The 24,443-nt window shown below is 65.9% G+C and carries 31 protein-coding genes; 11 read left to right on the plus strand and 20 right to left on the minus strand.

Annotated elements, in window-relative coordinates:
- Nucleotides 1-98: 98 nt before the first annotated feature.
- Nucleotides 99-1,070, plus strand: a complete 972-nt coding sequence (locus tag ACRQ4C_RS01350) for a GIY-YIG nuclease family protein (RefSeq protein WP_439689774.1) — start codon at nucleotides 99-101, stop codon at nucleotides 1,068-1,070.
- Nucleotides 1,071-1,102: 32 nt separating this feature from the next.
- On the opposite strand, the gene ACRQ4C_RS01355 is transcribed toward ACRQ4C_RS01350, so the two are convergent.
- From ACRQ4C_RS01355 to ACRQ4C_RS01375, 5 genes are all read right to left on the minus strand, one after another.
- Nucleotides 1,103-1,552, minus strand: a complete 450-nt coding sequence (locus ACRQ4C_RS01355; protein ID WP_439689775.1) for a hypothetical protein — start codon at nucleotides 1,550-1,552, stop codon at nucleotides 1,103-1,105.
- Between the two features lie 292 nt (nucleotides 1,553-1,844).
- Nucleotides 1,845-2,102, minus strand: coding sequence for a DUF4190 domain-containing protein (locus tag ACRQ4C_RS01360; RefSeq protein WP_439689776.1), 258 nt, complete (start codon nucleotides 2,100-2,102; stop codon nucleotides 1,845-1,847).
- A 134-nt stretch (nucleotides 2,103-2,236) separates the two neighbouring features.
- Nucleotides 2,237-2,899 carry a recombinase family protein gene (locus tag ACRQ4C_RS01365; protein WP_439690931.1) on the minus strand — a complete coding sequence of 221 codons (663 nt, stop codon included), beginning with the start codon at nucleotides 2,897-2,899 and terminating at the stop codon, nucleotides 2,237-2,239.
- A gap of 151 nt (nucleotides 2,900-3,050) precedes the next feature.
- Entirely contained in the window at nucleotides 3,051-3,326 is a 276-nt protein-coding gene (locus ACRQ4C_RS01370) for a hypothetical protein (RefSeq protein ID WP_439689777.1), read from the minus strand.
- A gap of 166 nt (nucleotides 3,327-3,492) precedes the next feature.
- Nucleotides 3,493-6,042: a hypothetical protein gene (locus ACRQ4C_RS01375; protein WP_439689778.1), complete on the minus strand. Its 2,550-nt coding sequence runs from the start codon at nucleotides 6,040-6,042 to the stop codon at nucleotides 3,493-3,495.
- A gap of 360 nt (nucleotides 6,043-6,402) precedes the next feature.
- Between ACRQ4C_RS01375 and ACRQ4C_RS01380 the strand changes: the two genes are divergently transcribed.
- Nucleotides 6,403-7,005, plus strand: coding sequence for a GNAT family N-acetyltransferase (locus ACRQ4C_RS01380; RefSeq protein WP_439689779.1), 603 nt, complete (start codon nucleotides 6,403-6,405; stop codon nucleotides 7,003-7,005).
- A 38-nt stretch (nucleotides 7,006-7,043) separates the two neighbouring features.
- Here ACRQ4C_RS01380 and ACRQ4C_RS01385 read toward each other — a convergent pair whose 3' ends face one another.
- From ACRQ4C_RS01385 to lepB, 3 genes are all read right to left on the minus strand, one after another.
- A complete protein-coding gene (locus ACRQ4C_RS01385; RefSeq protein WP_439689780.1) occupies nucleotides 7,044-7,505 on the minus strand; it encodes an HIT family protein in 462 nt (153 codons plus the stop codon).
- A 68-nt stretch (nucleotides 7,506-7,573) separates the two neighbouring features.
- Nucleotides 7,574-7,900, minus strand: a complete 327-nt coding sequence (locus ACRQ4C_RS01390; RefSeq protein WP_231049483.1) for a hypothetical protein — start codon at nucleotides 7,898-7,900, stop codon at nucleotides 7,574-7,576.
- A gap of 66 nt (nucleotides 7,901-7,966) precedes the next feature.
- Nucleotides 7,967-8,674, minus strand: a complete 708-nt coding sequence (lepB, locus tag ACRQ4C_RS01395) for a signal peptidase I (protein ID WP_439689781.1) — start codon at nucleotides 8,672-8,674, stop codon at nucleotides 7,967-7,969.
- Nucleotides 8,675-8,938: 264 nt separating this feature from the next.
- On the opposite strand from lepB, the gene ACRQ4C_RS01400 reads away from it, so the two are divergent.
- Together ACRQ4C_RS01400 and ACRQ4C_RS01405 are read left to right on the plus strand one after the other, a co-directional pair.
- Nucleotides 8,939-9,478 carry an AAA family ATPase gene (locus ACRQ4C_RS01400; RefSeq protein WP_439689782.1) on the plus strand — a complete coding sequence of 180 codons (540 nt, stop codon included), beginning with the start codon at nucleotides 8,939-8,941 and terminating at the stop codon, nucleotides 9,476-9,478.
- Between the two features lie 303 nt (nucleotides 9,479-9,781).
- Nucleotides 9,782-10,141 carry a hypothetical protein gene (locus ACRQ4C_RS01405; RefSeq protein WP_439689783.1) on the plus strand — a complete coding sequence of 120 codons (360 nt, stop codon included), beginning with the start codon at nucleotides 9,782-9,784 and terminating at the stop codon, nucleotides 10,139-10,141.
- Between the two features lie 9 nt (nucleotides 10,142-10,150).
- Here ACRQ4C_RS01405 and ACRQ4C_RS01410 read toward each other — a convergent pair.
- A protein-coding gene (locus ACRQ4C_RS01410; protein WP_439689784.1) for an IS3 family transposase occupies nucleotides 10,151-11,313 on the minus strand; the annotation gives its coding sequence in 2 pieces (ribosomal slippage) (nucleotides 10,151-11,034 and nucleotides 11,034-11,313; 1,164 coding nt in all).
- Between the two features lie 78 nt (nucleotides 11,314-11,391).
- Between ACRQ4C_RS01410 and ACRQ4C_RS01415 the strand changes: the two genes are divergently transcribed.
- A complete protein-coding gene (locus ACRQ4C_RS01415) occupies nucleotides 11,392-11,661 on the plus strand; it encodes a cation:proton antiporter regulatory subunit (RefSeq protein WP_439689785.1) in 270 nt (89 codons plus the stop codon).
- Nucleotides 11,662-11,681: 20 nt separating this feature from the next.
- Here ACRQ4C_RS01415 and ACRQ4C_RS01420 read toward each other — a convergent pair whose 3' ends face one another.
- The 3 genes from ACRQ4C_RS01420 to ACRQ4C_RS01430 form a co-directional block, all read right to left on the minus strand.
- Nucleotides 11,682-11,891, minus strand: coding sequence for a hypothetical protein (locus ACRQ4C_RS01420; protein WP_439689786.1), 210 nt, complete (start codon nucleotides 11,889-11,891; stop codon nucleotides 11,682-11,684).
- Between the two features lie 30 nt (nucleotides 11,892-11,921).
- Nucleotides 11,922-13,157: a DUF2254 domain-containing protein gene (locus ACRQ4C_RS01425; protein ID WP_439689787.1), complete on the minus strand. Its 1,236-nt coding sequence runs from the start codon at nucleotides 13,155-13,157 to the stop codon at nucleotides 11,922-11,924.
- Nucleotides 13,158-13,609: 452 nt separating this feature from the next.
- The gene (locus ACRQ4C_RS01430; protein WP_439689788.1) at nucleotides 13,610-13,813 is read right to left on the minus strand and encodes a hypothetical protein; all 204 of its coding nucleotides are present in this window, start codon (nucleotides 13,811-13,813) and stop codon (nucleotides 13,610-13,612) included.
- A gap of 437 nt (nucleotides 13,814-14,250) precedes the next feature.
- Between ACRQ4C_RS01430 and ACRQ4C_RS01435 the strand changes: the two genes are divergently transcribed.
- Both ACRQ4C_RS01435 and ACRQ4C_RS01440 read left to right on the plus strand, forming a co-directional pair.
- Nucleotides 14,251-14,724, plus strand: coding sequence for a MarR family winged helix-turn-helix transcriptional regulator (locus ACRQ4C_RS01435; RefSeq protein WP_439689789.1), 474 nt, complete (start codon nucleotides 14,251-14,253; stop codon nucleotides 14,722-14,724).
- Between the two features lie 97 nt (nucleotides 14,725-14,821).
- Nucleotides 14,822-15,007 (plus strand): hypothetical protein, encoded by a 186-nt coding sequence (locus ACRQ4C_RS01440; protein ID WP_439689790.1) that lies wholly within the window; start codon nucleotides 14,822-14,824, stop codon nucleotides 15,005-15,007.
- A gap of 393 nt (nucleotides 15,008-15,400) precedes the next feature.
- Here ACRQ4C_RS01440 and ACRQ4C_RS01445 read toward each other — a convergent pair whose 3' ends face one another.
- Nucleotides 15,401-16,339 (minus strand): helix-turn-helix domain-containing protein, encoded by a 939-nt coding sequence (locus ACRQ4C_RS01445; RefSeq protein ID WP_439689791.1) that lies wholly within the window; start codon nucleotides 16,337-16,339, stop codon nucleotides 15,401-15,403.
- A 301-nt stretch (nucleotides 16,340-16,640) separates the two neighbouring features.
- Here ACRQ4C_RS01445 and ACRQ4C_RS01450 point away from each other — a divergent pair, with 301 nt between their 5' ends.
- Nucleotides 16,641-17,171 (plus strand): sigma-70 family RNA polymerase sigma factor, encoded by a 531-nt coding sequence (locus ACRQ4C_RS01450; RefSeq protein ID WP_439689792.1) that lies wholly within the window; start codon nucleotides 16,641-16,643, stop codon nucleotides 17,169-17,171.
- Nucleotides 17,172-17,282: 111 nt separating this feature from the next.
- Here the strand turns inward: ACRQ4C_RS01450 and ACRQ4C_RS01455 are convergent, their stop codons facing one another.
- Complete coding sequence (locus tag ACRQ4C_RS01455; RefSeq protein ID WP_439689793.1) at nucleotides 17,283-17,726, minus strand: hypothetical protein; 444 nt, start codon at nucleotides 17,724-17,726, stop codon at nucleotides 17,283-17,285.
- Between the two features lie 152 nt (nucleotides 17,727-17,878).
- Between ACRQ4C_RS01455 and ACRQ4C_RS01460 the strand changes: the two genes are divergently transcribed.
- Nucleotides 17,879-18,346: a MarR family winged helix-turn-helix transcriptional regulator gene (locus ACRQ4C_RS01460; RefSeq protein ID WP_439689794.1), complete on the plus strand. Its 468-nt coding sequence runs from the start codon at nucleotides 17,879-17,881 to the stop codon at nucleotides 18,344-18,346.
- Between the two features lie 39 nt (nucleotides 18,347-18,385).
- On the opposite strand, the gene ACRQ4C_RS01465 is transcribed toward ACRQ4C_RS01460, so the two are convergent.
- The 6 genes from ACRQ4C_RS01465 to ACRQ4C_RS01490 all read right to left on the minus strand — a co-directional run bounded on the left by ACRQ4C_RS01465 (nucleotide 18,386) and on the right by ACRQ4C_RS01490 (nucleotide 21,205).
- Nucleotides 18,386-18,982 (minus strand): hypothetical protein, encoded by a 597-nt coding sequence (locus ACRQ4C_RS01465; RefSeq protein WP_439689795.1) that lies wholly within the window; start codon nucleotides 18,980-18,982, stop codon nucleotides 18,386-18,388.
- A 100-nt stretch (nucleotides 18,983-19,082) separates the two neighbouring features.
- Nucleotides 19,083-19,235, minus strand: a complete 153-nt coding sequence (locus tag ACRQ4C_RS01470) for a hypothetical protein (RefSeq protein ID WP_439689796.1) — start codon at nucleotides 19,233-19,235, stop codon at nucleotides 19,083-19,085.
- Complete coding sequence (locus ACRQ4C_RS01475) at nucleotides 19,232-19,468, minus strand: hypothetical protein (RefSeq protein ID WP_439689797.1); 237 nt, start codon at nucleotides 19,466-19,468, stop codon at nucleotides 19,232-19,234. Before ACRQ4C_RS01475 ends, ACRQ4C_RS01470 begins: the two co-directional genes overlap by 4 nt.
- Complete coding sequence (locus ACRQ4C_RS01480; protein ID WP_439689798.1) at nucleotides 19,465-19,650, minus strand: hypothetical protein; 186 nt, start codon at nucleotides 19,648-19,650, stop codon at nucleotides 19,465-19,467. The genes ACRQ4C_RS01475 and ACRQ4C_RS01480 overlap by 4 nt, the downstream gene beginning before the upstream one ends.
- Nucleotides 19,651-19,752: 102 nt before the next feature.
- A complete protein-coding gene (locus ACRQ4C_RS01485; RefSeq protein WP_439689799.1) occupies nucleotides 19,753-19,971 on the minus strand; it encodes a hypothetical protein in 219 nt (72 codons plus the stop codon).
- Nucleotides 19,972-20,245: 274 nt separating this feature from the next.
- Nucleotides 20,246-21,205 (minus strand): helix-turn-helix domain-containing protein, encoded by a 960-nt coding sequence (locus tag ACRQ4C_RS01490; RefSeq protein ID WP_439689800.1) that lies wholly within the window; start codon nucleotides 21,203-21,205, stop codon nucleotides 20,246-20,248.
- A gap of 1,166 nt (nucleotides 21,206-22,371) precedes the next feature.
- Between ACRQ4C_RS01490 and ACRQ4C_RS01495 the strand changes: the two genes are divergently transcribed.
- Both ACRQ4C_RS01495 and ACRQ4C_RS01500 read left to right on the plus strand, forming a co-directional pair.
- Nucleotides 22,372-22,632 carry a hypothetical protein gene (locus tag ACRQ4C_RS01495; protein ID WP_439689801.1) on the plus strand — a complete coding sequence of 87 codons (261 nt, stop codon included), beginning with the start codon at nucleotides 22,372-22,374 and terminating at the stop codon, nucleotides 22,630-22,632.
- A gap of 356 nt (nucleotides 22,633-22,988) precedes the next feature.
- Nucleotides 22,989-24,041 carry a BLUF domain-containing protein gene (locus ACRQ4C_RS01500; protein WP_439689802.1) on the plus strand — a complete coding sequence of 351 codons (1,053 nt, stop codon included), beginning with the start codon at nucleotides 22,989-22,991 and terminating at the stop codon, nucleotides 24,039-24,041.
- Nucleotides 24,042-24,443: the final 402 nt, after the last annotated feature.

Below are 24,443 nucleotides of genomic sequence, written 5' to 3' on the forward strand. Positions count from 1 at the left end.
AGTCGTGCGAGCGCGACCCCCGTAAACGGGCCACTCCACGTGCCGTACTACAGAAATTGTTCGCTGGGGACTCCTGCGCTGTAGGGAAAGATCGAGCTATGCAGCACTTCGGGGAGTGGTTGGGCAGTAGCCAGTTCGGAGATGTGATGGCGCGTGCGACGTACGGGTTCCCGAGTAGGACACCGCACCAGCGGTTTCGTCGCGATCAGATGCCGGCGCGCTATTGGGAGGGCCGGGCGTGGCAGTTCCGCGATGAGGATCAGACCCGGTTCTCGGACGCGTTCCTGCTCTGGAACCGCGACGAGGCGCTGCGCAACTATGACCTGTCGCTGGCGTACTTCGACACCCTCGACGCAGCCGAGTTCGAGACGGCGCTCACGGCAGTCCTGTCCAAGGGGCGGTCATTGCGGCCCGTGGAGGACCTCACCCAGTGGGAAGGTGTCGAGGGCGTCTACGTCATGGTGTTCGACAAGTTCAAGCAGCTCTACGTCGGCCAGTCGGCGAACGTGCGGAAGCGCATCCGGCAGCACTGGACTGGCCGGAAGAGCTTCGACCGGCTCGTGTACGGCACCCCGTATGACTCCATCCTCCCGATCGACGAACTCCGTGCGCTCGACACCACCCGCCTCTACGCCGCACGCAGCCTGCACCCGGACGCACTCGAAGAACGCCTTGAGCAGGCCGCGGACCCCCGCTTCACCCTGAACCGCACGGCCGGCGGCCCGTTCAACCCACTCGCGATCCTGCTGACCGGCGCTCGAGCACGCGACCACGCCCTCACCGCCGTCCCGGCCACTCGCGAGGAGTATCGGGCAGCTCGGGAAACCATCAGGGAGCACATCGAGGCGGCTCGACACGATGCAACCTCACCGATTCCCCTGCTCGCCGGACTCGACATGAGAATTCGTGTGGAAGTGGATCAGGACGGCCGACAGCACTTCTGGTCCAACCGGGACCTGGTCGGCGACGCACTCCGGAGCGGGCTACTCACCCCGGCGCAGTTCGAGGAGTTCCTCACCCGGCTTGGCGAGAACGTCGTGTGGCCCGCGGAGCGCCCACCAAGACGCTAACGACGTTACGGACATGCGGAACGCTTCGCTGATTAAGCGGGCTGCACTGCCCGCCGCTCGAGCCTTCGCAGGCTTAGACCAGCAGCGGCGGAGGCGACAACCGCGGCTAGCAGACCGACCGTGACTCCGGTGAAGACACTGTTCAGCAGCAGGGCGAGCGCTAGACCTGCGCAGATGCCCACGATCCCACCTGTGACGACGATCGCCGCTACTTGGCTCCGCCGTCTCCCCCAACGATCACGCTGACGCCACAACCATGATGTGACCATGCCGGCGACCGCTCCGACGAGCGCGAAAACGATCGCGGCAGGTACCGCGTAGATCAGCGAGATGATCACCCATGTGATGGTCGTCGTCACATCCACCGCGCCGAAAAGACCCCACAGCGCCACCCACAGCACGGGCAGGACGAGCGCGCGTCTGATCGGGGAGATCGCGCGGTCGCTGTCGATCCGGCACTCATCGAAACTCTTTCCCCTCACGGAACCGACCCGCGGTGCGGGGTGTTGGCAGCCTCATCATATGGGCGTGCGGACACGAGCACTTCCTCGGTAGAAGCCAGCCTGACTAACCACTAGCTGACCGCATCATGCGACGGCTACGAGCACGGCCTCCGACGAAGCCGACCTCTGAACCTGCCTGCAGACGCGCCGCCCCTCCGCCGAATCAGTTCCGATAATGACGCCAGCTGTTGCTCCTCACTTAGACAAGTGAGGAGCAACAGCTGTATCACGCGTCGGGGTGGAAGCGGCCCGAACAACCGCTTATGAAGCCCTATCCATAGACCTGAATCAGATCAGGCAGAACGAGTAGCAACGGCAGCACGGTCAAGATGCTGAGCACGATTCCGACGATGATCGCGGCCGTGCTGAGTCCGCGGCCTTCTTCGCCGGTGCGAGCCACTTCCCGCCGCGCGATGATCCCTACGACGATGCCCGCGATGGGGACGACGATCGCGAGGATGATCGCGACGATCGCGATCGTGCTCGTCCGCTTCTGCGGGACGACACCAACTTGCCCGTGGTCACTCATCGCTTGTTCACCTTCTTGGTTACCTTTCCGGTCACGCCGCATGTCGTCGACATGTTCTTCACATAGGTGAACGGGGCACCCTTACGGTGACATCCACCTGGTAGTCCTCACCGGAGAGAGTCTGTTCGCTGATCTTATGGGTCATCCTCGCTGCTGCCGCGCTGAGCGTGATCGGCAGATTCCTGCCCAGGCATCGCGTCCGGCGACGTCGACGCCACTGACGCCGGTCCGACAAGTGCGCGCTCGGCACGGAGGTACGCGTACACGGTCTCTCGACTGACGCCGAACTCCCGTGCCAGCACGCTCTTCGGAACCCCAGCAGCGACCCGTGCACGCAACTCCTCCACCTGCGCAGCTGTCAACGATCGAGCCCGCCCCCGGTACACACCCCGCTGCTTCGCCAGCGCGATGCCCTCGCGTTGGCGTTCGCGGATCAGTTCGCGTTCGAACTCCGCGAACGCACCCATCATGTTTAGCAGCAGGTTCGCCATCGCGCTGTCCTCCCCGGTGAAGGTCAGCTGCTCCTTCACGAACTCGACGCGGACCTTCTTGTCCGTCAACCGGCGCACGAGCCGGCGGAGGTCTTCGAGGTTGCGGGCGAGCCGGTCCATGGAGTGCACCAGCACCGTGTCTCCGTCGCGGACGAACCCGATCATTGCTTCGAGCTGCGGGCGGTCAGCGTCCTTCCCGGATGCCTTGTCCTCGAACACGCGATCCAGCGCGACACCGTCAAGTTGCCGCACCGTGCTCTGATCCAATGTGCTCACCCGCACATACCCGACCCGCTGACCCGACACCACGGCCTCCGACCCTCATCTGTCAGGTTGAAGTCTAAGACCCTCGGATGCCGGTGTCAGGAAAGGTCGAAGACGACCCTATTCGGACGCGAACCGAGACCGCCACCTGACGTCCAGTTGGGGTGGACTCCAGTCAGACAGCACCGACGCTTCAGAGATCTTCGACCCGCGCGGTGAAGAACGCCGCCGCACTCGGCTCCCAAGCTGGATGGTCAGCCTCGAACGTGTCGCGCAGACCGTCGTACCAAAGCTCAATCTTGAAACCTTCGCCCACTTCGTCCGAAAGCCGCTTGGCCAAGCGTCGCCCCGCTTCGAGTGGGTTTACGGGGGAAGGAAACGGACCGTTGTGATCTACATGATCCGTTTCGCCTTCGATTCTGCGGTGCCACCAGTCGAGGTCAGCGACAAGCGCCTCCGACAATCCCACGTCGGAGTGCCTGGTGGGTCCGGGGAACCAGAGCACCTCAGGCCCGTACCCACTTTCCAAGCGAATTGTCGGAATATCAGACATGTCCACACCTCAATCGCATATGACTGAAACGCCAGAGGTCGACACGCAATGTGTCTTCGCGTGTCGACCTCTGGAGATGGTACTACTGAGCATAGGCGGTGACTACAGCCCAGTTTCCGTTGCTTACAGCCACCAGGGCTTTGTACGAATGCACCTTCTTGTTCTTGTAATAGACATCGAGCGGTCCGTTGTAGTTGAAGTTATCAGCCTTGGCGTTATAGCTCACTCCGTTGCCGGGTGCGCGGAGCGTGTGATCCAAGGTGACGTACATCAGGTCTTTCCAGCTCGCTCCGTTGAACGCCTGGGGATACTGCCGAATCGGCCTGTCAAAGTCACGACCGTGCTTTCCGGCGATGTGTCGCATGCCGTAATCGCCTCTCTTGTCGGACTTGTCGTAATACGGGGAGCCCTTGCCGCAGCTCAGATGGGCCTTGTGCCCGGGGGCTCCGTAGGCGCCAGCTCGCGACAGGTTCTTCACAACATGTCCAGCCTTCGCACTGTCGGGGCACTCCGGGTAAACGCTGTGGTACTCACGCACCGCTGCGGCCTTCGACTGCGCACTCGTTCCAGCGGTACCGTCGGTGAAGCTCACCCGCTCCCCATCGCCAAAGCCGATGCTCCAGTCGCTTGCGGAGTTTGTCGAGTCAGTCGAGGACGAAGCCGCTGCCGACCTCGATGCAGAAGAGCCGGTGTCGTCGTCATCCGGCGCGTTCGCTTCATCCTCGGCATTCATGGCGTCCGCCGCCGTATCCGCTGCGGAACTCGCCGTAAAGGTCCATACCGGCGAAAGGACGTCGGAAATGCCCGATCGACCGCCGGCGGTTCCCTTAAGTTCTAGAGTCCAGTAATAGGTCGCCCCGTCCGTGAGGACCCCCGCCGGGATCGGATACGGGTCACTGGTCCAGCCAGTGGCGATGATGGGGTCTGTTGCACCGTCTGGGTTAGCGCTCAGCGTGTACTTTCGCTGCACGTCGGACCCGAACGTGTCGTTCTCGGGTACGGCGTCGAGCGTGGGTGTCATTCCGGCCGTTTGCGGCGAGGGCGGTGTCGGGTTGAGTGTTTCGTTTGCCCAATCCCCGAGAGTGAAGGAATACGCCGACGAAACAGTGTCGGTGGTCGCGTCGTTCGCATCGACACGGTTTGCGATAATGGTGTGCGCGCCTCCGACCGCCGGAACGGCAACGGTTTGAGAGGTTGTCGAGGTCTCGCTCAACGGCGTCACCGAGTACTCGTCGTCGTCCAGAGTGATGCGAACCTGTTCGCCGCTGAAAGTAGCCGCGGTGGTCGTCACTGAGCAGGAGATGTCATCTTCGGGGATAGCCGCGACCCATGCCCCACTTTGGTAAGGAGTAGGGCATGAAATACGCGGTGCTGCGGGGTTGGTGTACCAGCCCTGCACGTCGACGACGTAGTTCGTGGCCTCGGCCGCGTTGCGGAGCGCGATCTTCCCGTTCGCACCAAGCGGCACGGTGATGGTGTTGGTCTGGATCTCGTTGGGCTGGAAGTTGACCGCGGTGATGCCCGGGTTGGTCTTCCCGTCCGCGTACACGTCGGCGTAGCCGGCGCTGCCGCCGTGCGCGACGATCAGCGTCAGCGTGACGGCCGTGATGCCGGAGCCCATGACCGGGACGCCGGCGGTGCCGGCGATCTGGATGGAACGGACCTCGTTCTTCGCCAACGCCGTATTTCCCGACGCCCGCGAGTCATACGCACGCCCATACGACGGCGTGAACACGGCGCCGCCCTTCCCTGCGGCGGTGAAGTACCCCTGGATGTCGACGAGCAGGTTTGTGGTCGTCGACGAGTTCGCGATCGTGATCTTCCCAGCTGCGGACAGCGGCACCTGCGCCTGCATCGACGTGGTTTCCGATGGTGCGTAGTGCAGCGAATTCTGCGGCTTCGTGCCACCGGTCGCGTACGGGGTGAGGTACCCGTCCGCGTCCGTCGAGTTCACCGCAATCAGGTTCACCACCGCAGCGGACGCACCAGCGGGCACGCCGTTCGCGCCGGTGATCTGCACGTCGATGCTCTTCCCCGGTGCGATCGCCGCCTTCGCAGCGCCCGTCCCGGAACGGGTGTCGACCAGCCGCTTCGCAACCGGCACGAACCCGCCAGCAGCGGTGCCGTCCGTGTTGGCCGTGTAGTACCCCTGCACGTCCAGAATCAGGCGGCTAGCGGTCTCGGTCATGACCTGGATCGTGCCATCGGATCCGACCGCGAGCGTGGCGCTGTTGGAGGTGTACTCCCCCGAGACGCCGTTGTAGATCAACATCGTCGTCCGACCGGTGTCCGCGTCGGGACGACCGAAGAGGGTGCCGTACCCGGTGGACGCGCCGACCGTCGCGTTCAGCGACACCGCCCCGACGGAACCGTCATCCGGCAGGCCAGCGAGGCCGGCGACCTTGATGGTGCGGTACTTGCCGGCCTCCATCGGCGTGCTGAACCCGCCCGTCCCCGCCTTCGTATCGAGGATCCGGCCAGTCGCGGGCACGAACACACCACCGGTGCCGGTGTCATTCAGTGCCTGGGCTGGTGTGGCTACCAGGAACGAACCAATCAGTGCCAGCGCGGCGAGGGTCGCTGCAGCGATGCTGCGCTTCCTCGTGCGCGGAGCGTGCAGCAACGAGCGCACGAAACCCCCTACGTCATGCTGACCGCACGGGCTGCTGTCAGCTTGCGCAGCATAAGAGAAAGCTGAGGAACGCTGCGTGGCACCCGTCTGGGGGTAGAAGTAAAAACCCCAGGTCAGAACCGTTGGTACCGCTACGGTCTTAGTGCTCCTTCAGGAACCGGGCAGCCGCGAGGTCACCCACCGACGTGACACATGCAGCTAAACGGATACGCCGCCCCCGCAGGCGGACTGCCCATAAAGGCGAGTTTGGTGACCGATCGTCTATCGGACGCTCGGTCTGCTGGTCGAGTCCACGATGATCGCGTCGACTCGTCCCCGGGGAATCGGGTCACGGCGGTCGCGCTGTGAGAGGGTCGCTGTATGACGTGGACCGGCGCCGCTGAGGCACAAAGCTATGGGTCGACGATCCTCGAAGGAGACGGAGTCCGGTTCCGTGCGCTCGACGACGGAGACCTCCCCGACCTCGTCCGTTGGTGGCGTGACCCGGAGTGGGCGGTGTTGCAGCAGATCCTCGTGCGCCCGCGACCTGAAGCGCCGATCGTTGAGATGTTCCGGAGTTGGAGCAAGAGCGAGCGCAGCGGCGAGGTGGGCTTTAGCGTCGTTGACCGCGCCTCGGGTGAGCTTGTTGGTCACGTCACGCTTTTCGGCGCAGCACTCCCGGTGAGGGCTGCGACGTTGGCGGTCATGATCGGGAGCGAGCACGTCGGGCGCGGGTATGGGACCGATGCGGTTCGTCTGCTGACGGAGTATGGGTTCCGAGAGATGGGTTTGAACCGCATCGAGATCCAGGTGCACGCGTTCAACGACCGGGCACGGGCGGTGTACCGCAAGGCCGGCTACGTCGAGGAGGGAGTCCGTCGCGAGGCAGTGTTCCACGACGGTCTGTTTCATGACGAGGTGATCATGTCAGCACTCGCTCGAGACTGGCCCGCAGGCTCATCGAGCGGCCCGCGCGAGGACTGAGGGACGCGAGCTGTGTCGAACGTCCGCTAGCGGATCGACTACAGGCGCTCCCACGAGCGTTGCAAGGCACGCACGGAGTGTTCGAGCTCATCGGATTGAGCAAGGATCGGTCCGTCAGAGATGTCTGGGTTACGTCTCGGATCATCGGCGGCGTGCTGTGGCAGCAGGTGGCAGTGCAGGTGGGGCATGCGATGACCCATCACGAGGTAGTCAATCTTCTTCGGCGTGAAGGTCTGCTGGACTGCTCGGCCGGCGCGCTGCACGTCGGCCCAGAACGCCTCAAGTTGCGAGGGCGATAGATCTTCGAGGCCCGTAACGTGCTCGCGGAGGATCACGATGCTGTAGCCGGGGTGCGCCTGGTTGCGTGCGAGCCGTACGTAGCTGGCGTTCGTCCGGGCGATCAGGACACTGTGCTCATTCGTGGGCAGGTGCGCGTCAGCGCACATGCCGCACGTTTCTTCGGCCGCCAGCCGCGCCCACTCGTCATCCGACCACCACATCCCGCCACGGTAGCGAGACCGGCAGAGATCGATCCCGACGCCCTCCATGGTGCCCGCTAGCCGATCGGCTACCGGTCTGTCGAACGCTGCTCGCCCTCGGGCAAAAGATGCCCGATGGCTCGTAGGACGTCGCCCAGCCAAACGAGTTCCCAGTTCAACGTCCGATCGGCGGCCGGCGCTGACGTCAGGTTGTCCCACGACTCGGTCAGCTGCCCGATCGTGGCCTCGGGTGGATCGCTCGACACGTCGTACAGGCCCGGAGCGGGCAACGAGTAGAAGTAGTCCTCACGCAGCACGACCGACTCCCCGTTCGCATGTTCGACGTGCTGAAGGATCCGATCGAACACGAGACGGAGATCAGTCACCGGGATCTGAAGACCGTTCCACTCAGGCATCCCACGAACATGGCGCAGAGGGGCTGTCTCGTCAACCGATCGCCTAACGAGACCGGCCGTGCTGTGTCATTGCCGCTTACGGTCGGTGCCGGCGAAGACGGACGGGTAGTCGTCAAGCCACGCCCAGCGCTGCAACGGCCAACTGACCACGATCGCCCGTCCCACGACGTCGCTTTCGGGGACGAAGCCCTTCGACGGCAGGCCCTGGTGCAGACGGGAGTCGGCAGACTCATACCGGTTGTCGCCCATGACCCACAACTCCCCGGCTGGAACAGTCACGTCGAACGGAATCCCGGACGCCGCCTGACCATCTTCCTTCCGCAGATACGGTTCAGCGATCGGGACCCCGTTGACCTCCATCTGACCGAGCGCGTTGCAACACTGCACGTGATCGCCCGGGAGTCCGATCACCCGCTTAATAAGGTAATCGCCCTGGCCGGCGCCGAGCCCTACTGCGCTCAGCACGGTCGAGAGGGCGCTCGGCGACGCTGGGGTTGTGCCCTCAACAGACGCTCCGGCGTCGAGCCACCCGCCCGGGTCCCGGAACACGACGACGTCGCCGCGGTGCAGCGTCGCGCGCTCGTTCACAATCACACGATCATCGATCTGCAGAGTGTTCTTCATGGAGCCGGAGGGAATGTAAAAGGACCGAATCAGGAAAGTCTTCACCAGGAACGACACCAGGAGCGCCACCAGCAGGATGACCGCCAAGTCGCGCAGAAGCCGCCACCCGTTCGTCATCCCGCGCTCCGACGTCGCCGTGTGCTCCCCCATGAGCCGCAGCATAATCGCCGTCCGATAGCCGATCGGCAGGCGGTCACTCCTTGCCGTTTCGCTTGCGGATGATCCCGAGGACGATGCCGTAGACCAGCACAGCCCCGAGGAGGGGCAGCGCGATCCACATCCCTGATGCACCCGCAGCGAACATGGGCAGAGGCTACGCCGAGCAGTGCGCCCTTCGTCCGATAGACGATCCTTGGCCGAGACGAAGCCCTGTCCGCCCGCAGCGGCTGAAACTCGCGCCCGTAGGCTTCTCGGGTGGAAGCCTCGTACGGGATCTTCATCAACGGCGCCTACGGCGTCGGCAAGATGACCGTGCTCGACCATGTCGGCAACTTGCTGGCCGCTGTGAGCCGCCCTTTTAGCCTGATCGACGTCGACTGGTTCCATCGATCCTCTCCCGTCGCCGCGTTCGACCCACAGAACCAGGTCATCGAAGCCCGCAACATCGCAGCCGTGTGGGCGAACTATCAGACGGCCGGGCCGCGCCAGCTCGTCATGAGCGGCGTGATCGCTGAGCTAGCAGACAAGCGTCGATATTCGGAAGCTGTAGCGCTGCCTCTTCGATCGGTGCGTCTCACAGCAGAGCCTTCGACCGTCGAGGAGCGGCTGCGCGCACGCTACGACGTATCCCGACAGGCTGAGTTGCGCTGGCACCTAGACCGCTGGAAGCAACTCAACGAGCGTCTCACCGACGCCAACCTGGATGAGGTCGTAATCGCTACGGACGGGTTTGGGTCAGCTTCGGTGGCATCGCTGATCGCACGCCACTTTGGCCTCGTTGACGCGTCTCGTTAGCCGATCGCGAACCAAGACGGCGACGTTGATCTGTGAACGTGAACGCTGCTAGCGTTCGACGAACTAGTCCGATGAGGGGAAGGTGGCAACGATGCCGTTCACCGCCTCTCGTGGACTGTTCCCCACAAAGCCTGCGCCCGAACTTGTCGGACCGCGGCCGATCCCTCCCGGAGTCATGGCAACGCAGCACTGAGCTGACCAGCAAGGGTCAGGCCTTCGCCGCCGCGAGCGTTCTGCTCGCGTGCTTCTGCATGCCCGCGCCGTCGCCCGGCGGCGGCGCGCTGACTTCACGGGAACATCTCCATGCTCTTCACCCCTGCCCGATTCCGGGCTTCACTCGCAAGCCTGCGCGAACACCGCTTCGTCACGTTCGCGGTGCTGACCGACACCATCGGCGCCGGCCTCACGCTGCCGCTGACAATCGTCTACTTCACAATCACCACCGACGTGCCCCTCGCGGTGATCGGTGTGCTCTCCGCCGTTGCGTCACTGGTCGCTCTCCCTATCGGACTCATCGGCGGGATCCTCACCGACCGGTTTGGCGCGAAGGCATCGATGATCCTCAACAACCTGCTCTCCGCAGCGGGCTTCACGCTCTACCTCTTCGCCCACGACCCAGTGATGATCTTCGCCGCGATCTGGGACTGCTGCAGGTTGAGTTGACTCATTCGTCTAGGCCGCGAGTGCGACCTGTGGGTTGATGATCGTCTCGTACTCGATCGGGGTCAACTTCCCGAGACCACGTTGACGGCGTCTCCGGTGGTACGTGCCCTCGATCCAGGTGATGATCGCCAGCCGGAGCTCCTCGCGTGTGGCCCAACGTCGCCGATTGAGGACGTTCTTCTGCAGCAGAGCGAAGAACGATTCCATCGCGGCGTTGTCCGCGCATGCACCGACGCGGCCCATCGATCCGAGCAGGCCGGCGTCATCGAGCGCCCGGACGAACTTCTTCGACCGGAACTGGCTGCCGCGGTCCGAGTGAACGACGGTTCCTGCTGGGTTGCGGCGCTGCACCGCCATCTGCAGAGCGGCGACGGCGAGCGAGGACCGCATCCGATCGCTGATCGAGTACCCCACGATCCGGCGAGAACAGGCGTCCTTCACCGCGCAGAGGTAGAGCTTGCCCTCTGCGGTGTTGTGCTCCGTGATGTCCGTCAACCACAACCGGTCCAGATCCGGCGCCGTGAACGCCCGTCGGACCCGGTCGTCGTGCACTGGTGGTCCCGCCTTCCGGTTCAGGCCGCGCTTCTTCGCATGCAGCGACCAGAGCCGCTGCTGCGAGCACAACCGCCATACCCGCCGCTCGGACGTCGTATGGCCGGCTGCATGAAGGTCGTCGGCGATGAACCGATAGCCGAACGTCGGGTCGTCCCGGTGCGCGTCGACCGCGGCATTGGTCAGATGCGCGTCGTCCCAGTCCCGCTGAGAGACCGGATCGGCGCGCCACCGATAGAACGCCTGCTTCGAGAACCCCAGCACCCGGCAGGCCACCGCGACGGGAATCCGGTCTGCGGCGAGTTCGAGGACCAGCGGGTAGATCATTTTGGGAGTTGCGACTGGGCGAAGTACGCGGCCGCCCGGCGGAGGATCTCGTTCTCCTGCTCGAGCAGCCGGATCCGTTTCTGCGCCTCCCGCAGCTCGGCTTGCTCGACCGCTTTCGCCGACGGCGACGCTGCGACATTGATGCCGTCGTCACGGTCCGCGAGGCGCAGCCAGCGGGCCAGACAGGACTCTGACACCCCGAAGTCTTTCGCGACCTGCCGCACCGATGTCTCGCCCTTCCGGGCGACCGCGATCACATCACGGCGGAACTCTTCCGGATACGCCTTCACCATGGCGCACATCCTTCCAGCAGGAGCCAATGCCCCTACCTGTCAGGAGTCAACCGAACCTGCAGCAGTCCCGGTCGCCGCGTGGCGCACCTGGTCCGCGGCAGCATGCTCGACTACGTCGAGTTCGACCGCGATCTCGTGGTCGCGAAAACCATCGTCCCGGACAGCATCGCCGGTCAACGCCTCGACGACGCTGATGTCCGGAACCGTTTCGGCGTCACCATCGTGAAGATCAAGACCGCCACCGGACGGTGGGAACCTGCCAGCGCCAACACCGTCCCGCAGACCGGGGACACCATCATCGTCATTGGTTCCAGCGACCGCACCGAACGCTTCTGCACCCACCCCTAGCTGACGCAGCGCGACGATACTTAGACGCGCAGGCCGTTCGAGCCCGGCAGGTCAGGGTGACCGCTCGGGCCGACTGTTCGCGCCGCAGTGTGGGAGCGGACCTGCCACCCTGGCGGCAGCTGCGACCGGATGAGCTGCAGCGCCAGCTCTTCGGAGGCTGCGATCGCGCTGACCTGCACCGTGTCGCGCGCACCGGTCGCCGCGATCGTCGCAGTCACTTCGACGCTCATCGCACCAGCCTCACACAGCAGAGCGGACGGTCAGCGCTGTGCCTCGAGCTGCGCCAGCAGTCCCGCAACGTGGCCCCGCCGGTCCGGGGCAGCGCACTCCTCGAGCCGTTGCCCCAGCCGGCGTGCCGCATCCACGACGATGGGATGCTCCATCCCATAGGTGCGCACGCCGGCGAACACCATGCTGATGAGTTCCTCCGCGGCCGGCCACGTCGGCACTACCCGCACGGCGCCGTCACGGTCCGTGTACGCCGTGATCGAGGACTGTTCCCGCCACAGCGGCACCAATGCCGTTGCCGACATGTCGAGCGCGCTGACTGCCGTATACGGGTCGTTGGATCCCGACGCCAGCCCCCGCACGGCGATCTCCACCAGCTGCTGCAGTGCGAACAGCACGTCCTGGTGCGGTGTCCGCGCTGAACCGACCGACACCGTGTTCCGCAGCAGCACCGTCAGCTGCCGGCGCAGCACAGCTGCATCCGCGTCGTCCGGCACGAAGACGCGGAAGACCGGGTCCCCGGTGATGACGTACTGTCCGGGCATCGCAGCCATCACCACCCGAGCATCCCGGTTCGCTGCCCATGCCCGCACCTGCTCCCACTGCACCGACTGCACGTACCCGTCCTTCGATGCAGTCTCGACGAGCTCCACCGCTGCCGGGGGCACTGGAGGGACCGCACGCAGCAGGACCGAGTCGGTCTCCTCGGATCGGTAGACCTCCTGCACGGCGCGTTTGAGGTCCGTCTGCACCTGCTCCTGCAGCGATGTGATTTGCGTACTCGACGCGATGTGGTGGATGAAGAACACCAGGACGGCGACGTCCAGCACGCCCAGGAGCACCGCGACGTGGATTGCGATCACCGGCACGAACGCGTCGCCGTCGTCCACCGCGGTGTGCACGGATCGGAGCACCACGATCGCATACAAGAACGTCGCCGTGAATGCGGCGAGCACGAACTGGTTCGCCCGGTCCGTCATAAAGTTCCGCACCAACCGGGGCCCGTACGTCGACGACGTCGTCGCCAGGACCGAGATCGTGATCGAGAACGACGTGCCCGCGACGGTGAGCATCGCGGTGCCGATCGTCGTCAGGATCGATCGGCCGCCACTGGCGCTCAACGCGTCGAGGAACCACAGCCTGGTGCCACCATCGATCAGCGTCCGATCCAGCAGCACCAGCAGTTCCGCGACCACCACTGCCGCAATCCCCGTGATCGCTGGGACGAACCAGAACGATTCGCGGATCCGGAGGAACAGCGTCTGCATGGCACCAGTCAAGCGGTCTGCCGCTGCGACCGGCCAGATCGAGGATGCTAAGCCGGCCCGGCTCTCGGACTGTTCTGCAGGGACCGGTGCCTGCTAAGGATCAGGAGGCGGCGGGAACGTAGTGCGAAGCCACCGCAGGCTACCGTCGCGGACAGGCACCGCACGGCTCCCCGGTACCGCATCCAACGAATCGATCACCTGCGCAACGGTCGACATCGCGGGAACCGGCTGGACACACGCTGACCAGACCAGCGGCGAAGATGCCGAGTAAAGGTCGACCGGTTGGCCACGGCGCTGACGTTGGCACGGCGGTAACGTGTGGTCGATGCCCGTGTAATTGTGGCGTGAGGGTGTCTACACCGGACCCGAACCGGTCTGCAGACATCCTTCCGTCCGTTCTACCGGGATACCAGCATCCACACATCAGCGGCGCTGGTGACGGCGCCTAGCGGCTAGCCGGCGCTGTCGCGCTGCGGGCCATGTCCGTACTTTCGCAGCACCTCGGCGCGTGCGGCATCGAGCGTGAGCGTGCCGGTGAGCATTCGCCGAACCCGGGAGAGCGCGTCGGCATTCGGGGTGAAGCCTCGAGAGCGCATCGCGAGCTCCAGAAACGCCACCTCAGCCTCGACATTCAACGGGAGCTGCGGTTCTGACACCTACCAATAGTCCCCCCGACGTCGTGCAGACATCGGCCGGGTCTCCGATCTCTCGGCCACTTGCCACGGTTCGCGTTCCTGATCGGCGCTGACCCGACCCGGCAGCGCCGTCCACGAATCTCGATGCCCATCCCGCAGCTGCGGTTAGACGCCTGCCGCAGCAGGGCACTTGAGCGCTCCTTGTATGCAACAAGCTCACCGGCTTGTATCGTCGCTCGGGCTACTCCGCGGACCCTAGCCGCGGGAGCCCGGATCCCTGTTCCCGGGCTGGCATCGTCCTGATTGTGCAGCGTCGAACCCGACGGCGTCGTAGCGCGAGGGTGTCGGGATGTGACCCGAACCCGACCCGGACACCCTCGCACCGCTCGTCCGCCCCCGCTGGCTGAGTTTCGGCAAGCCTGATGGTGGGACACTCGAAGGTGGGAAGGAGCCTGGCGGTGTCGACGACGGAAGCAGAGGCGGTGCCCTCTGGCGTGCTGTTGCTGGAGTCGGTCAACCGGCTCCGAGCCGCGGAGACGCTGCTCCAGACGCGTGCTCGTGCACAGGCCGGGTTGAAAGCGAACGAGTTCCACGCGCTGCAGTACATTGCCACGGCCGCCGCCACCGGCTCCCCGGCACGACCGCGCCATGTTGCCGAGACCCTCGGAGTGACCGAAGCAGCGGTATCGCAACTGCTCGATCGGCTCGTCGCGCGTGGGCTTGTGCATCGGGAGCGGGACACGGAAGACCGCCGCGGCCGCGTGCTCTACCTCACGGACGATGCCCGTGCCGCGCTCCGAGATGCATATGGAGAGCTACCGGGCGCCGTGCAAGACCTCCTCGACGCGGTCCCCGAAGAAGATGCACGGCGGGTGGCATCCCTGGCGGCTGCGGTCCAAGACATCGTCGACCGCACCGCGATGACCAGATAACGTCACTGCTTCAAAAACTTAACAACCAGGGTGTGGTGTTCTTACGCTTCCTCTGAACCGCCCGATTGGGGTGGCTTCTGACCGGAAGGCGTACGGCATGCACCAGCTCGACACAGCACCAACTCCCGCTGCGCGCCACGTGTCCACACCCGTTCGGGTCGTCCTGCCGGAAGTGCAGCAGGCCCGCCGCGGACGGCTGCTGGTTGAGGCGTCGCTGGTTATGGGCGTGGTGGCCGTGCCGACGTTCTTCGCTGCGCTGATCTGGTGGGCGGTGCAGGCATGAGCGGCCGGATGCGGGCGTTGACGCCAACAGAACCGCTCGACGTGGGCCAGCTGCTCGCAGCCGACCCACCCCACACCCCGCATCATCCGGCCCGGGAGCCCCGCGGGTTGGCGGGGGCTCGAGCGGATCGGCGCCAGTGGCACCGCCGTGGCATGCGGTCCCCGGAGGAGATCGTCGCGCTCGTCCACGAACGAGTCCACACGCTCCCCACCGGAATCCTGTCAGCAGACGGTGCCGAGTTGTCGGATCCGGTCTACGGGGACTTTTTCCTGGAGCCACGCCCGTGACCGCGCAGAGTGTGGTCCGGCTTCCGGTTCCGGACGGGTTGACGGCAAAGCATCGGCTGGTCTTCCACCGGCTGAGCCGCCTCGAAAACGTCCTCCGAGCTACCGGTCAGCGGGACCCTCGGGCGGTGCGGAGCGTCTGGCTCGGACGTTCCCCGAACTCAGCGTGATACGCCGACGCGAACCGGCCCAGATGCGGCAAACCGACCTGCCGGGCAACATCAGCGACCGTGTCGGCATCACCTTCGGTGAGCAGGTGCTGCGCCATCTGCAGCCGGATCCGCTTCAGATACTCCAGTGGAGTTGCCTCGTGAGTGCGTTGGAACGCGGACTGCAACCCACGGACGCTCATCCCCGCGGCGACCGCGATCTGCTGCACGGTGAGCTGCTCGGTGGTGTGTTCGAGCATGAACGCTTCTGCCCTGGCAAGCCGCGCTTTCGCCGGCGACGCGTTCCGCTCCCCGGCCGGCCAATGCGGGATCGCGGTCAGCAGGCCTGCGGCGGCGATCACGGTCAGTTCCTCGTCACGTTCCGGGGTCACCTCAGCAGGGCCTTCGAGGATCTCCGCCGCGACCGTGCGGATCATCAGCCACCACGCCGCAAGAGTGGCGCCCTCGGGCACGTGGTACGGCTTGAACGCCAACGGGTGCGGCGCCCATCCGCCGCGCTCCGCAGCGGCTTTCTGCACCACGTCCCGGTCGATGCGCAGCGTGTCCTGCTGGAACGAGATCCATCGGAACGGTTCGTCGTCGCGGTGGAACAGGATCGGCCGACCGATTGGAGCGCGATGCTCACCGATCGTGCCACGACCGGACTTGAACCAGGTGACCACCACATCAGCGCCGGTGCGGACTGTGCCCGACACGGTGCCGGTGCAGGACGTCGATTCCAACGACAGCCGCTCCGACGCAACCACCGTCTCCTCGAACCGGAACGAACCCCCACCGCCGTCGACCGTCAGTTCAGTCACGTTGTGGGTGCGGGCGAGCGCACCCCGCGCCTCGCCGACGTCGCTGGTCCGCACCGTGTCCCGGGTGCGGATCACCATGCCAGTCTCCATCCGCTGATCGTCGCCGGATCCACACCAAACCACAAAACCCGCCCTTCCCGAATCGTCTCGACGACGATCCCACTGACAGAGCAGGCCAGAGCCGTTTCTACCAATTCGTGCCGCAGCGTCTTCGACCGCTGGCACTGCGCCCTCCCGGCCGGTCACGACGGCCTGCACTGCTGTGATGAGACGACCGCGACAACGCGGTGGAACAACAACGCCGCCGGCAGGACCCTCCGACACCTCTTCCGCAGCCCTGCCCGTCACACCGACCGGCCGTGCAGCGATGTAACGCACGATGACCGGTAACCCGCCACGACAGCATCGGGACTTCTGCGCCGCGGCGTACCGGGCGCACGCAGTCGGCCTCCGAGGCTTCGTCACGACGATCATCCTCGACCCGTATCTTGCCGAAGACGTCGTTCACGAGACCTTCCTCGACCTCTGGCGCCACCCGGGCCAATGGGACCCCGCCCGCGCTGACCTGCTGTCCTGGCTGCGGACCATCGCACACCGCCGTGCGATCGACCGGATCCGCAGTATCGAAGCCGCCCGACACCGCGACTTCCGCGTCGGGATCCGCGACTACGACAGCGGCGCTCACGCAGACGATCGAGACGCACTCTTCATCAGGGCGCAGCTCAGCGCAGCACTGGCAGGACTTACCGATAAGCAACGCGAAGCCGTGCTCCTGCGCTACCTCGGGGAACGCACCGTCCCGGAAATCGCCCAGCAACTAGGAATCAGCACTGGCACCGCCGGCACCCGCGTTCGCGACGGAGTCCTCGCCCTCCGCCACGCACTCGCTCCTCGAACGCCAACACCCTGACCGAGACAGCTGCGGGCCGTCCGGTAGCCGATCGGTCTTCGGATACGTCCTCAGTGGTCCAGCGTGCGTATCCGCTTCGCAAGCAGCTACTGTCAGCCGGCGCATTCGTTGTCAACGAGGTGCGCAAGGTCGCTGAGGAACGTTGGACGGTGGTGGCGTCGGCATCAGTGAGGGTGGCTGCGAGGGTGGCGATGCGTTCGGTGAGGGGGTCGATGCTGTCCGGGTCTTGCCGGCGGTCCACCGGGTAGAGGAGCACGGAGCGGCGGTGGAGTTGCGCTTCGGCGTACCGGTGATGAGGCTGGCGCCTTGGAGCCGGTCGAGGAGCGCGGTCGTGGACGCGGCGGTGATGCGCAGTTCGGTGGCGACGGTGCGGGGTGTGCAGGGCTGGTCGGTGTCAGCTTTGACGTAGATGAGGCGGAGCGCTTCCCGGTCGGTGAGGGAAGGGCCGCAGAGTGTTTGTCGGCGGCGGTGGAGTTGCGCTTCGGCGTACCGGTACTGCTCGACGATCGCGGCGACGTTGTTCGCGGTCGTCGTGGTCACGGTGGGGGTGCTCATGCGCCGAGCGTACGGACGGCTCCGTACCCCGTTTCAGACGGCCGGGTCCCGGGCGTGCATGTGCCGCCGTGTACACCGGATGGTGTCGCGGCTGTTCGTTCCGGGGTCACACGGGTGCTGGAGGATGTTCGCGGACCGTTTGGAGGTCCGAGATGCCCACTCCCACCGACCCTGAGGTCCCGCCGGGCGTGGTGCTCCTCGAGGCAGCGCACGAGTTGCTGACGGCGGAGACGTTGCTGTCGAACCGTGTCCGGGCCCGGCTGGGTCTTCGCGCGGCGGACTACCAGGCGCTGCAGCTGATCGCGGCGGCGGAGCAGTCGGACATACCCGCTCGGGCGAAGGACGTCTCGACCGCGCTCGGCGTCACCGCGGCCGCGGCGACGATCGTCGCTGACCGCCTGGTGCAGAAGGACCTCATCGTCCGCGCGCAGGACCCCGACGACCGCCGCAACCGCACCCTGACACTCACTGACACCGCCAGGGCCGCGTTACGGGACGCGTTCGGGTCGTTCCCGGACGAGGTGCAGGACCGGTTGAACCGGGTCCCGGACAGCGAGATCGCGGCGATCCGCGCATTGGCGAGCGACGTGCGGGAGATCCTCGACCGGACCGCACGCTGACCTCGATCCGGCCCGCAGAGATCCGCGCTGATGGGGCGGTCAGATGAAGAGGTCGTGCCGGGCGGGGTCGTAGACGCTCATCAGCATCGCTGCGCTCATCCGCGCGGAGCGTGCCGGTTGGGTGGTGCGGTGGATCGCCGCTTCCACCTTCGCGCCCTGCACCAGGAGGGACAGGGAGTCGGCGACGAACGGCGGCAGTCCGGCGGCTGCAGCCAGGGTCTGGAGGTGCGTCTCGATGCTGGTCAGGTGCTGTTCGGCGAGGTCCGCGATCGCGGGGACGGTGCGGCCGAGCTCGCCGTAGCCGTTGATGAACGAGCAGCCCCGCCACGCGTCGTCCATGAAGTACGACTCGAGGTAGCTGAACAGGGTCAGGATCTTGTCCCGCGGCTCGAGCACACTCGCGGCAGCACGCTGCAGCCCTGCCGACCACTGGTCCTGCTGGTACCGCAGCACCGCGATCACGAGATCCGTGACCGCCGGGTATGCAGCCTGCACGATGTCGACGTCGACGTGTGCGGCGGCAGCGACTGTGTCGTAGTCCAACCCGGCTGCACCCATGTCGGCGAAGATTCGGTCCGCGGCGATGACGACGTCAGCGTTTCCGTCTGGTGAGGCGGAAGCGGTGCTGGCAGTCATGATGTTTGTCACGGTAGGCGGTGTTCTCTCCGTTGGTGCTCGGGATGGCCGATCGTCGCGGACCCCGACACCTGTCGGCTGCCTGATCCGCGATTCGCGGCTACCCGCCGAGCTGTCCTCGGCCGTTGCCGATGCGCGGGGACGTGCCGGCAGCAGCGTGCTGGAGCGTGATGAGCCGACTCCATGTGCGGCGATGGTCGGCGTGGATCTCCGCGACCGAGGTCGCGGCGTGCATCTGCGGCGTCGCGGTCATCGGTGCAGCCACCGTGTGTGCGGGTTCGTGCTGCGCTGGGCGAGGGCGTGCTGCGCGGCGGGGAGGGTGGTGTAGTCGCCGATGTACTCGCCGTAGCCGTTGCGGACGAAGTGGTGCTTGCCCTGCCGGTCGACGGTGCCGGCGTAGGAGCCGTCCGCGTCGGCGACCCAGAAGCCCTCGTCCGCGGCCGACCATCGCAGCACCGGCACGGGTGCGTTGTCGGTGGTGCTCACGCGGCGGCCGGGGCGGTGAAGAAGTCCGCGTACGACGGCTCGCCGGCGGCGGCGATGGTCGGGTAGTTCTCCTGCAGCCGGTTGGCGACGAGCACGTCGATCTCCGCCGGGGCTGTCATGCCGCGGCGGTGCCACTCGGTCGGGTTCTGGCGAAGCTGGTGCAGCTGGTGCTGGTCACGCATGGTGATGAACTTCCTGCGCCTGCAACAGCGCGGTCATGTCGATGGGTTCGGTCGGCGTGTTGACACGTTCGTCGACGAACACGATGGGAACGATCGTGCGTGTCACGGTGCGACGGCGAGGGCGATCGCGGCGACTGCGGAGGCGCTGACGGCGCCGATGCCCGTCAGGATCGCTGCGACGGCAAGTGTTCGGGCGCGGTGGGCTTCGCGGACCTCGGAGAACGAGGATCGGGCCGGCCGTGCGGCCTGCGCTGCGACATGGTGTTTGCCGGGAACGGGGAACCCGGTGATGGGTGCGGGGGTGATGGTGGTGGCGGTCATGGTGACCTCCCCTTCAGGAGACGATGTGCGTCTTGATTCGTTCAGGACCACCGGGCTTCGCGCTGCCCCCACGAGCCTGTGGGGAGTATCGGGCGGACGCGGTGATGATGACTCGTCCTGACGTCCCCAACGCTAGGGACCACCCACCCCCATCACCTAATGGTTTTAAGCATCCGCGAATCGCGGACAGGGTCATTCCGCGCTTCCCGACACGTCGGTCCTTCTGCACCGCGACCACCGCCGTCCGACCCGGTCATCCTCATGCCGGCGAGCGTCAGCGGCGGGCGAGGGTGTCCTTGGGGTACTCGCCGAACTCGGCGGTGTACTGCTGGGAGAACCGGCCGAGGTGCGCGAACCCCCACGCCTCAGCGACCTGCCGCACTGTCACCGTCGCGGGATCCGCGGCGAGGAGCTCCTGCCGGACTCGGCCGAGCCGGACGCTCCGGATGAACGCGTTCGGGGTGGTCTGCAGGTCCCGTTGGAACGCCTCCTGCAACGCCCGGAGGCTGACATCGAGCTGCTTCGCGAGTGTCGTGGTCGTGATGGGCAGGTGGGCGTGCTGGTGGACGTACTCCACCGCCGCCCGCACATGCGCCGATTGCGCTCCAGCCTCCCCGGCCTGCGGGGCGCGTTGCTGCGGGTACATCTCCAGCAGCGACGCCGACACCAGCCGTGCCATCTCCGCGTGCAGCAGCCGACCGGGCGTGCTCTCCCGGAGCGTGTGCGACACCAGGGAGACGGTGTTGTGCCAGGTGCGGACCGCCTGCTCCGACGGTGGCACCGTGTGATCGAACAGGATCCCGCCGGACACGTCAGCGCCTTGCTCCGATGCGACGCGTTCCACGATCGGACGCGACAGATGTACCAGGCGTTGTTCGTAGTCGTGCATCTCGAACGCGAACGATCGATGCGGCAGCAACGGCACCGGGATGCCGTTGGTCATCGCGAACGGCTGATCGGTGTTCGTGTCGATCAGGCTGGTGCCGGACTGCAGCCACTGCACCACGACCTCGTCCGGCGACGGCGGTAGCTCACCGGCGATACGGCCGGCGAACCGGGACGTACGAAGTGTCAGGGCTTGATCGCCGACAGCGGCGTAGCGGTACTCGAACGGGTTCGCCTCGGCCTGCACGGACACGTCGGCGCTGTACATCTGCGTCAGCAGCGCCTGCGCTTCGTCGGGGTCCGTCCCCGCCGCTTCGAGACGCACCGGCATCGCGTCGTCGATCGGCATCAGGAAGCAGCATCACACACCCCACCGAACCCGCACGTCCGCTGATCCACCACGCGCATTAGTTAAGTTTGCGAAGGATCACAGGTTGTCTCGGCCCCGGACAGGCGAGCGGGTTCGCAACCCGAATGCGGCACCGCTCGCACCGTCCCTGGACCCGCACCGCCAATTCGCCTGCGGAAGCGTCCCGCGGCTAGAGGGGTGGGATGTGGTGCTGGTCGTCCCGGCGCGACCGCAGCGGTCGCTGCCGGTCGGGTGCGACTGCCAGCACCACACGCTTAGGTGTAGCCGCACTTCCGGAGTGGCGGTCTGGTTCTACCCGCTCACTGGGGTCAGGCGCCACCGAACCGACGTCGTGCTGTACGCCGAATGGCTGGAGCACGGGGCCGGGAATGCGAGGGCGTCTGCTGACTGGTTCGGGTCCGCCAGCAGGCGCCCTCGCGCTACGACGCCGTCGGGTTCGACGCACGTGGTCGTGACGAGGCCAGCCCGGGAACAGGGATCCGGGCGCCCGCGGCTAGGGCTCCGCGGTGTAGCGCAAGCGACAGTACAAGCTGTCCGATTCACGCCCTCAGCTTCGTCGCGTCCGCCGGCGCGCTCCGGCGGATCGGCGGGGCGGCTCGTACGGTGCAGTGATGCGTGAGGAGCTTGCAGACGTACTGCGTACCCACCAGGCGGCGCCCGTACCCCTGGAACCGATCAAGGCAGCGTCATTGACGCGGGGCTGTCATCGGCATCGATCCTCGGATGGGCGACGCTCGTGCTCGCGGGCGTCCCACGCACCGAAACGGAACGCGCTGCGGTGATGGAGTTAGCCGAATCATCGTTCTCGTTGATCGGGTTGATGCCAGTGCACGCCCGGCCCTACTTCGCACGGCTCGGACTCATCGCCGCCCTCACTGCTGCTCTCGCCGCCTGCTGCATGCGCTCCACAACATCCATGGAACCGATTCTCACCCCGCCCGACGCCTTCTCTATGAAGCTGGACACCCTCTCTTGAACAGGTCACCGTTGCGGTCGGTTCCCCGCATCGGGCGAGGTCTTCGACACAGTTCGATGCTTGGGTCAGCCGGGCACTGTCCAACATGCGCCGCCGGTCGGGCAGGCGGGTCTACCGTTTAATCCATCGTCAAACACAGCTCCGCCCATCCGCCCACAGGTCGCCGATCGTGAAGTACCTCTACGACGGCACCACCTACGTCGAGACCAACGACATCCTCGCCGCCGCTGTGGAACGCGCCTCGGCCACGGCGGGCCTGGCGTGGCTCATCGAGACACTGCAGGTCCCAACCTCCGACGAGTACGGCCAAGCAGCGTTCGCGCCGTTTCAAGTCGGCGACGGAGTGCCCCTCGAGATCAGCGCCGCACCCGATGACGAGCTCGAACACAGCTACGGGCTCGAACTCCCCGCGACGAACGTCATCCACTGACTGGTTCACGATTGATACCCGCAGCCGTCTGGGGCTATGCGTTGTAGCGGGGGCGGCGTAGCATCGCCCGCGCTACCCCGTGGTCACTGGCTGCGGGTGCCCGACTCCCTGTTACCGGGCTGGCCTCGTCATGACCTTGTGCGTCGATCCCGACGGCGTTGTAGCGCGCGGGCGGTGGTCCCGGACCCGAACCAATGACCACCGCCCGCGCACCTCACTCAACCCCGAAGCATGCTCGGTGCCGATCAGGGGTGAGCGGCAGCGGTCGACGACCCAAAGGTGGGGTTGAGTCAGATCGTGACGCAGTCTTCACTTGGGAATGCAGTGTTCCGGGAAGAACAGGGAGACCAGCACTGATGCGTTCGATCGTCTACACCAGCACCCAGACCCGTCCAATCACGGACACCGAGCTCGCGCAGATCCTCGCCGTCGGCCGGGAAAAGAACACGGCCCTAGGGGTGACGGGAATCCTCGCGCACAAGGGCGACAACTGCCTCGGGATCCTCGAAGGCGACGACGACGTCGTCCGGGTTCGCTTCGAACAGGTCCGCATCGACCCCCGCCACACCAACGTCCGCGTGCTGCTCGACGAGCAGGTCGGGCAGCGGTCGTTCCCGGACTGGTCGATGGCATTCCAACCGCTCGACCCGCTCATGCGGAACGTGCCCGGGTTCAGCGACCTCTTCGCCGGCGGCCACCCGCTTGACCCAGCCGCCGGGCTCACCCGTGCACGAGGCTTGTTGGACTGGTTCCGGAAGCACCCCCTCGCGCCGCTGACGAGCCAGACCGCGGAAGCGGAGGAAGCTCCGCGGACACGGGCGGTCAACGGTGCGATCGCAGCCCTGCACGACGGGGGCGTAACCCGGTTCACCCTCGACATCGCAGCTCAGCGTGCGGGGATGACGCCGGAAGCGGTGCGGCAGTTTTTCCCCACGGATCGTGCCCTGCTGGCGGCGACAGTGGAGCGGTGGACGCAGGCGATCTCCGCCCCACTGGCGCCGCTGATCCGTGAGAAGGGCACCGTGGCGTACCTGCACGCGCTGATGGCCGCGCACGCGGAAGAGCCGGCGCTGATGGAGCTGCTGGCGTACAGCCTTGCCTCGGCCAGCGACCCGGCGGTGGACGGGGCGGACTACTACCGGTCCGCGTACCGGCGGTTCCGGGAAGCAATCCACGAGGGACTCGTCGTCGACGTGCGGGAAGGACGGGAACCGGTAACGATGGATCCAGTCCGGGGTGCGAAGCAGCTCCTCGCCCTCTACGACGGCCTCCGCCTGCAAGCACTCTTGACTGCGGACACGGACGTCGTGACCGAGTTCGACCGGGCAGCGACCCGGATGCGGCGCGGCTGGTCGGAGCAGTACGAGCAGCCCTCCTACTGGGACATTCCCGTCACCGGCACCCGGTAGGGAAACAGCGTCCGGTGAGAGTGACGCCCGCGGCACGGGAAAGCAACCCCGGACGCCACCCGAGCCGTTCTGCGCTGATCAGGTGGCACGTCGCGGCTCTACTCCGGTAACCAGCCGAAGCACACCCAGTATGCGGGCACCGCCTGACGGGCCGTGTCCCCTTTTGAGAGGGCTTGTGCGTACAAACTTGATCCGGCAAGGTGTGTGGTGCTGGAGCAGTTCGGGTCTGATCCAGCGCCCCGGAACGCCGGCCTTTCACGGGCCGGCGTTTCCCATGTGCAGCGTCTCCCCAGCCCCAGGCAACGGTGAAACCGACACTGAGCACTCGACGATGCGAGGTGACATCAGTACCGTTGCGTCTCGGGGCCAAACCGTCAGACCATCGCAATATCGGTATATCAG

This window comes from Curtobacterium sp. SP.BCp (assembly GCF_051903255.1).
Classification (GTDB): domain Bacteria; phylum Actinomycetota; class Actinomycetes; order Actinomycetales; family Microbacteriaceae; genus Curtobacterium.